Origin of the sequence: Microcoleus sp. w1-18aA5, assembly GCF_036701705.1 — a bacterium.
In the GTDB taxonomy this organism is placed as follows: Bacteria; Cyanobacteriota; Cyanobacteriia; order Cyanobacteriales; family Microcoleaceae; genus Microcoleus.
On the sequence record NZ_JAUPTE010000137.1, the window covers coordinates 1 to 6,835 of the forward strand.

The 6,835-nt window shown below is 45.0% G+C and carries 5 protein-coding genes; all 5 read right to left on the minus strand.

The window, feature by feature from the left end:
- Positions 1 to 57: 57 nt before the first annotated feature.
- Entirely contained in the window at positions 58 to 3,372 is a 3,315-nt protein-coding gene (locus Q5691_RS27025) for a CHAT domain-containing protein (RefSeq protein ID WP_333348285.1), read from the minus strand.
- A gap of 80 nt (positions 3,373 to 3,452) precedes the next feature.
- On the minus strand, positions 3,453 to 4,130 hold the full coding sequence (locus tag Q5691_RS27030) for a DNA-binding response regulator (protein WP_333213147.1): 678 nt from the start codon (positions 4,128 to 4,130) through the stop codon (positions 3,453 to 3,455).
- Positions 4,131 to 4,438: 308 nt separating this feature from the next.
- Complete coding sequence (locus Q5691_RS27035) at positions 4,439 to 4,717, minus strand: hypothetical protein (RefSeq protein WP_333348288.1); 279 nt, start codon at positions 4,715 to 4,717, stop codon at positions 4,439 to 4,441.
- Positions 4,680 to 5,039 carry a DUF6972 family protein gene (locus tag Q5691_RS27040; protein WP_333348291.1) on the minus strand — a complete coding sequence of 120 codons (360 nt, stop codon included), beginning with the start codon at positions 5,037 to 5,039 and terminating at the stop codon, positions 4,680 to 4,682. Before Q5691_RS27040 ends, Q5691_RS27035 begins: the two co-directional genes overlap by 38 nt.
- A 157-nt stretch (positions 5,040 to 5,196) precedes the next feature.
- On the minus strand, positions 5,197 to 6,468 hold the full coding sequence (locus Q5691_RS27045; RefSeq protein ID WP_333348294.1) for an FAD-dependent hydroxylase: 1,272 nt from the start codon (positions 6,466 to 6,468) through the stop codon (positions 5,197 to 5,199).
- Positions 6,469 to 6,835: the final 367 nt, after the last annotated feature.

Genomic DNA, 6,835 nt, shown 5'->3' on the forward strand with positions numbered 1-6,835 from the left:
GGACATTTTGACCTGAACCCTCAGTGAGATTAATCTGTTATTCTATCAGGCCTTACACTAGAATGAAATAGCCCTGCTTACCATACTAGGGCTACCTGCCAAGAGAAAGCCAAAAGGTAAGCCGATATATTCATCGCTAGTTTTGGATTCTGTCAATCCAGTTTCGCAGGCGGAGAGAGTGACAAGACGACATTGATTTAGGTCAAGATTAAAGATTTCCAACAGTGTCAAACGTTCTTTATTGGCGAATACCAGGGATGATTCCAAAGGCGAGTCAGGCTCGAACTTGCCGTGACAACCGAAATGGGCGCAGTTGGCAAAGCTGAGTTTCGCCTTGAGAATTGCGTTCTTATTAGCATCATCTTTTGCCAAGAAATCATTAGACTTGAATTTGTGACGGATGTTAGCGGCTTGCAGTTCAAGTAAGTAGCGGTCTTTGGTAGGATTGGCAATAGCAAATAGGTGAGAGAAATTAGGGCGTTGTCGCTGTTTCGCCTGTTGCAGTAGTTGGCAACTGGGGGCATAGCTGACTCCACCAGGGAATAAGTCGAGAAGGCACGATTCTGATTTGGACAGGGATACAGTGATAGAAGAATCGATTTCATCGGTGCATCCGCTTTCAAAATCCCTTTCGTGGGAGATTGGCAACGCATGAAGGGGGAAAAGATGCAGGAAGCGATGGGGAATTAAAATCAGTCGATCGCACGGTTTCGGAATATTCTTTAAAATCTCATCAAGATGCAAAATCTCAGCTAGGTTTTGGAGGCGGGAGGCTAGTTTTTGCTTCCATTGGGGTTTTATCTCTTTGTACTCTTTCCGATACTCGTTATCCCAATTTACCAAGGCTTGAAAGTCTGCTGTTGAAGATTGCCAGATTATTGGTGTTGGGGATTGCGGGGTGATGATGAAAGTTAGAAATTTCTCGCCTATGATGTACCACTCAAGAATAGCAGTGTTTTCACCTGTCAGAGTTTGAATGTCTTTGTAGAGGATGGGCTTAACTTTTTGGGTGAGGCTAAAATCAGGATCAATTGATGTAATTTCATGAGCAATCAATTCATCGAGTTGTTTACGCAATTTGGTGAGATGAGTAGAATCGCGGCTAGTGGTTAGGCTGTCGATTTTGAGGCTGCCTTCTCCCAATATTCTGGCACCATTACTGTGACGGTTTATCTGTTCGATTTCCAGTTGTCGCTGTTCGGCCTCAATTTCTCGACCGAGGCGCGACAATTCGTTGAGAACAGTTTCGGGGATATTGCCTTTAGGTTTGATGTCACGGTTGGCAAAGAGTTCTACAAGGTTGCGGGCTTTGCTGCGTTCGACGTATTCTATCGCTTCGGTGTAGCGTTGCAGTTCGATGCAAACTTCTACTATGCCCAGATAGAGTTGATTCCATTCTTCGGCTAATTTCTGTTTGGTTTCATCCCCAGATTGAATCTCACTCCGTAAAAATTCTACTGTTTCAATCGCTGGGGCATAGGTATCATAAGCGAGTTGCCATTGCTGGTTACTTCGGTAAAGATTACCTAAATTAGATAAAGTCTCTGTATGTCCTTGTGGGAAAGCCTCGCGACTTCTAATAGTTAAAGCATTGTGATAAAGTGCGATCGCATTTTCGATATTCTCTGCTTTCTCTCCCCTGATTCTGGAATAGTAGGCTTCTCCCAGATTATTTTGCGTCATAGCCCAATTTTCGGGAAAGGCATCGGGGGTGTAGATGGTTAATGCCTTGTTGTAAGATGCGATAGCCATTTCGATATTCTCTGCTTTCTCTCCCCTGATTCTGTCACCGTAGGCTGTTGCCAGATTATTTTGCGTGCCTGCCCAATATTCGGGAAAAGCATCGCGGGTGAGGACGGTTAATGCCTTGTTGTAAGATGCGATCGCCAGTTCGATATTCTCAACTTTCTCTCCCATGATTCTGTTACGGTAGGCTTCTCCCAGATTATTTTGCGTCTGGGCCCATTTTTCGGGAAAGGCATCGGGGATGGAGACGGTTAATGCCTTGTTGTAAGATGCGATCGCGCTTTCGATATTCTGAGCTTTCTCTCCCCTGATTCTGTTACTGTAGGCATTTGCCAGATTATTTTGCGTCATAGCCCAAGATTCGGGAAAGGCTTCGCGGGTGCGGACTGTTAATGCCTTGTTGTAAGATGCGATCGCAACTTCGATATTCTGTGCTTTGTCTCCCCTGATTCTGTTACAGTAGGCAGCCGCCAGATTATTTTGCGTCAGGGCCCAATCTTGGGGAAAGGCATCGCGGGTGTAGACGGTTAATGCAGCAGTGTATGATTCGATCGCCCGTTCGATATTCTGAGCTTTCTCTCCGCTGATTCTGTCACTGTAGGCTGTTGCCAGATTATTTTGCGTCAGGGCCCAATCTTGGGGAAAGGCATCGCGGGTGTAGACGGTTAATGCAGCAGTGTATGATTCGATCGCCCGTTCGATATTCTGAGCTTTCTCTCCCCTGATTCTGTTACGGTAGGCAATTGCCAGATTATTTTGCGTCAGGGCCCAATTTTCGGGAAAGGCATCGCGGGTGTAGACGGATAATGCACCAGTATATGATGCGATCGCAACTTCGATATTCTGAGCTTTCTCTCCCCTGATCCTGGAATAGTAGGCTTCTCCCAGATTATTTTGCGTCATAGCCCAATCTTGAGGAAAAGCATCGCGGGTGTAGACGGATAATGCCTTGTTGTAAGATGCCATCGCCTGTTCGATATTCTGAGCTTTCTCTCCCCTGATTCTCTTAGCGTAGGCTGTTGCCAGATTATTTTGCGTCGCTGCCCAATTTTCGCTTCCCGGTTCCGAATTCTTTAAAACTATTTGATAACCAGTAATTGCAATTTCAATATTATTCGCTCTTTTCCCCAGAGGAAATTCACTAATATCAATACTCAAATTTGCAATGTAGGGAAGAATTGACTCAATTGCTTCTGGATGTTCGACAATTAAATTCTGGGTCACTTGCTGTAAAATCTCGGCAAAACGGTCATTGAGGAGATGTTGCCGTTGAGCGAGCATGGAATAAATTACTTTAATATTGAGCTTGCTATCTGCTTCTGCTTGCAATAATTCTCGGATAAACTTTTCATACTCTTGGGGATTTTCACCTTCAGAGCGATCGCTATCTCCCTCATCATTCATCCCCAAGAATTGCCCTAGCTGACTGGCCAAATTCCGTAAAAAATTAGCGTAATTTTCCTCTCCTTCCTCTGCCAGGTTTTCTGCTACTACCTCGCAAAATTGCAGAAACCCCGAATCTACCAATTCTAAGTTAGCCTGTAAAATCTGCGGTTCCTCACCGTTGGGGCAATTCAGGAGTGTCTCAATCAATTGCAGATAAGCTTGGGCGCGGGTTTCTTCCATTGTGGGGAGTTGTCAGTAACACCGATGTTTATTTTATCACGATTGGTGGTTTGGCGGTTGACGCTCCCCCGTATCAATTTCTACCCCATCCCGAACAAGTAATCGAAATTACCGTCTCCCACAGAGTTTTTAAGCGTATTGATAATTTTCCTTGTATTATCGTGAGGCCCTTCAATATAACAAGGTTTTCCATTGCGACCGAATTTCAAGCCAATTTCGCTGGTTGATTCTCCTAAATGAGCCTTCGACTGCTCGAAATCGCGATGCGGTTCAAAGCCTAATGTTTTGGCATAGGCGATCGCACCCCAAACCAGGGCTTGTGCTTGCTCTAAACTAATCTCCTCGTACTCTTGCATAAACTGCGAGTAACAAAGCTGAACGAAATTTTTATATTGGCTATCGTTGAAGTTACGTGGCGACATGGTATCCTTAACTCCCAAACACCAGTAGTCGATCAAATAAGAGGCTGCAACAAAACGATTGTATCCCTTGGAACGGGTAACCACCACTAAACCCAAACCGCTCGTTTCAGAGGTTTCATTCCCCAACAATACCTTCGCAAAATTTACATCCACGAGACATTGAGCAACGGGCAATAACTCTCCTTTTTCGGCGCTAGCGAGGGCTGTTTGTTCTGCATGAGCTTGAATAAAGGTACTGACTTCGGATGCTTTCAATCCTAACTTCCGGGCAATTTGTTTGGGCGTTAATTGGCGATCGCGCAGGTTGAGAATTTCTTGTTCTTGTTCGGGCTGCATGGTTTTTCTATTGCCGTCAGGGCTGGGTTTGATCTGAGTCGATCATTGTACCGCGTTTTTGCGACCAACTTCCTAACATTGCAAAGATTGAGGAAAAAACCCGGTTTCTTTGATGGTGCGATCGCCCAGAAACCTCGGTTAGCCCGATAGTCCGCCAGGAGTTGAAACCCCTGTCTCATAGCGAAAGTCCTCTGAAGAGAACTAAAGAGTTTTTCATTTTTATCTCGAATTTTCAGTCGGTTTCAACCGAATTTCGCTATTAGCCAGGGGTTTCAACCCTTGGCGGATGTGGGTGATACAACTTTACTTTATACTTCGTGTAAAATCCGACTATTCAAACGCTCATATTCATCCTCTAGTAGCCACATTTTAGCAGATTCGTAATTGTCAGTGGTAAAGATAACTTTATAGTTTTGTGCCGGGTTATGGATGCAAAATTTTCCTGAAATTTCCTTGACTAACATCAGGATATAAGGAGGAGATATCAGAGTATCCGCCCAGATTTCCGCAAACTCCCACTCAGTCTCTTGCTCTGATTCTTGACTAATTTTAGTAGCTTGTGCGGGGTCTTGTGCGAGGTATGACATGGTATTTACCTGTAGTTTTTTTAATCTTTATTTCACCGTAATTTAGTGGTAGCCGAGTACCGTCTGCTTTCAGTATATAACCAATTGGTTCTGAAAAGTACAATCCATAGCGTTCATAATTGTCCTCTACATCGTCCTCTCCTGTGCGTTCTCCTCTTCGCTTAATTTCTGCGGCCACTCTTTCCATTGTTTCTCTATCATTAAAGAGATGGACGATTCCTTCGCTTTCAAATTCACTTTGGGCTTTTTGGGTTCCGGGGAGATGTTTATCAATGAGACTGGTTCGAGTTTCTAGAGTAATTTCACGGTCAATTCCACTCATAGCTCTATTCTATCTTAATTATATACCATTCATCGATAAATTTAGTTTAGTCTTGGAACCACGGGTGGCCAGAAACCGGGTTTTTGCGACAGACTTGGTGACAGTGCAAAGATTTGGAAACAACCCGGTTTCTTTGATGGTGGGCGGGTGTAAAAACCTAATTTTGCGCTAATTCCGGCGGCCGCCCCATCAAGCCTGTCATCAAGCGCAAGGCTAAAAACCTCACTGGGGGAATTGTCCGCAAACACCACAATCCAAAGCGGCGAAATGCTACAATTGGTAGCCAAGTATTAGAAAATAATCTGTCTAGAAAATCGGTAAATCCTAACACGATTAAATTCTCTTTTTTGCGCCAGTTGTGATACCGTTTCAATACTCGCAAGTCGCCGATGTCTTCGCCTTTTTGGTGCGCTTGCTGCAAGATTTGGGCGATCGCCCCTGCGTCTCGAATACCCATATTTAATCCTTGGCCGCCGACGGGATGGCAGCAGTGGGCGGCGTCGCCAATTAGTGCTAATCTGGGCAAAACGTAGCGATCGCTCTGCATTAACTGCACCGGAAACAAAAAGCGATCGCTCTCCAATTCCAAACGGCCCAAAAGCCCGCCCGTGCGCTGTTCCAACAAAGTCAAAAACTCTTTTTCATCCATTTCTTGCAAAGCTTTTGCTTCCGCGTGGGGTGCTGTCCAAACTACTTGACAACGGTTCCCAGGTAATGGTAAAACTCCCATCGGGCCGCTCGGCCAAAAGCGCTCAAAAGCGATATCATTGTGCGGTTTTTCTGCTTTAATAGTGATAGCAACGCAGGATTGCCAGTATTTCCAGCCGCGAGTGCTGATGTTGGCTTCGGTGCGGATGCGCGATCGCGAACCGTCGGCGGCGACTAATAATTTGGTGCGAATTGTCCGAGTTTCGCCGTTTTGTTTGACTTCTATTTCCGCGCAATCGGTTAAATATTTTACCTCCACTACTTCCGCCGGACAAACCCAACTAAAATTCGGGTTTTTTGCCAAACATTCGTGCAAAGCTGACAGCAGGACTCGGTGCTCGCCAACGTAACCTAAAGCTGATTTTGGTACAGGCAATTTGCCAGTATTTCCCAAATCCGGGCGGTGGAATTCGACGACACCGGGATAGTCGCCGTCGCAGAGGCTAATTTGCTCGAAGGTGGTAATTTGCGGCAAGATTTGTTGCCACACGCCGATGCCTTCTAAAATCATTCCTGATAGTAAGGTAATTGCATAGGCTTGTTTTTTGGAGGCGGCTGCTGCGGGGAGTTGGGTTTCAATTATAGCGATTTTTAATCCAGAATCTTTTAAGGCGCTGGCTAAGGTGGCCCCGACTATGCCGCCTCCGACGATGGCTATGTCAAAGTCGAGTATCGGTGTTTGCGTGGAGGCTGTTGTGGGAGAAAGTTCGTTTACAGGCATTTTCAAGGGATTTTGTCAAAGTTAATTGGATTGTTACTTTTTTATTGTAAAGAATTATTTCGATTTAGGGCGATCGAGAAGAGTAGACTATCGACATCCCTGAAAATCAAGGTTTTCAGACTACGAGATCCAAATGCAAGTCCTGGATGCACTCGCTAACTCAGAAACCCGGTTTCTTCCTATATTTCTCGTCACTAAACGGAAAACTCCTAGAAACCGGGTTTCTAGCCCCCCCCAATGAGTCAGCCCTGAAACTAATGACTAATGACTCATGACCGAAAGCATCCAGGATAAGTAGGTCGGCGCAAAAAAACCGAACTATGTTAAGATAAGTAAACAAAGAGAATATATCTACTGAGGTAACTAA

Bases quoted from the DNA above. Each gene is read 5' to 3' on its own strand.
- Q5691_RS27030 (WP_333213147.1), bottom strand. From the start codon at position 4,130: ATGCAGCCCGAACAAGAACAAGAAATTCTCAACCTGCGCGATCGCCAA.
- Q5691_RS27045 (WP_333348294.1), bottom strand. From the start codon at position 6,468: ATGCCTGTAAACGAACTTTCTCCCACAACAGCCTCCACGCAAACACCG.
- Q5691_RS27025 (WP_333348285.1), bottom strand. From the start codon at position 3,372: ATGGAAGAAACCCGCGCCCAAGCTTATCTGCAATTGATTGAGACACTC.
- Q5691_RS27035 (WP_333348288.1), bottom strand. From the start codon at position 4,717: ATGTCATACCTCGCACAAGACCCCGCACAAGCTACTAAAATTAGTCAA.
- Q5691_RS27040 (WP_333348291.1), bottom strand. From the start codon at position 5,039: ATGAGTGGAATTGACCGTGAAATTACTCTAGAAACTCGAACCAGTCTC.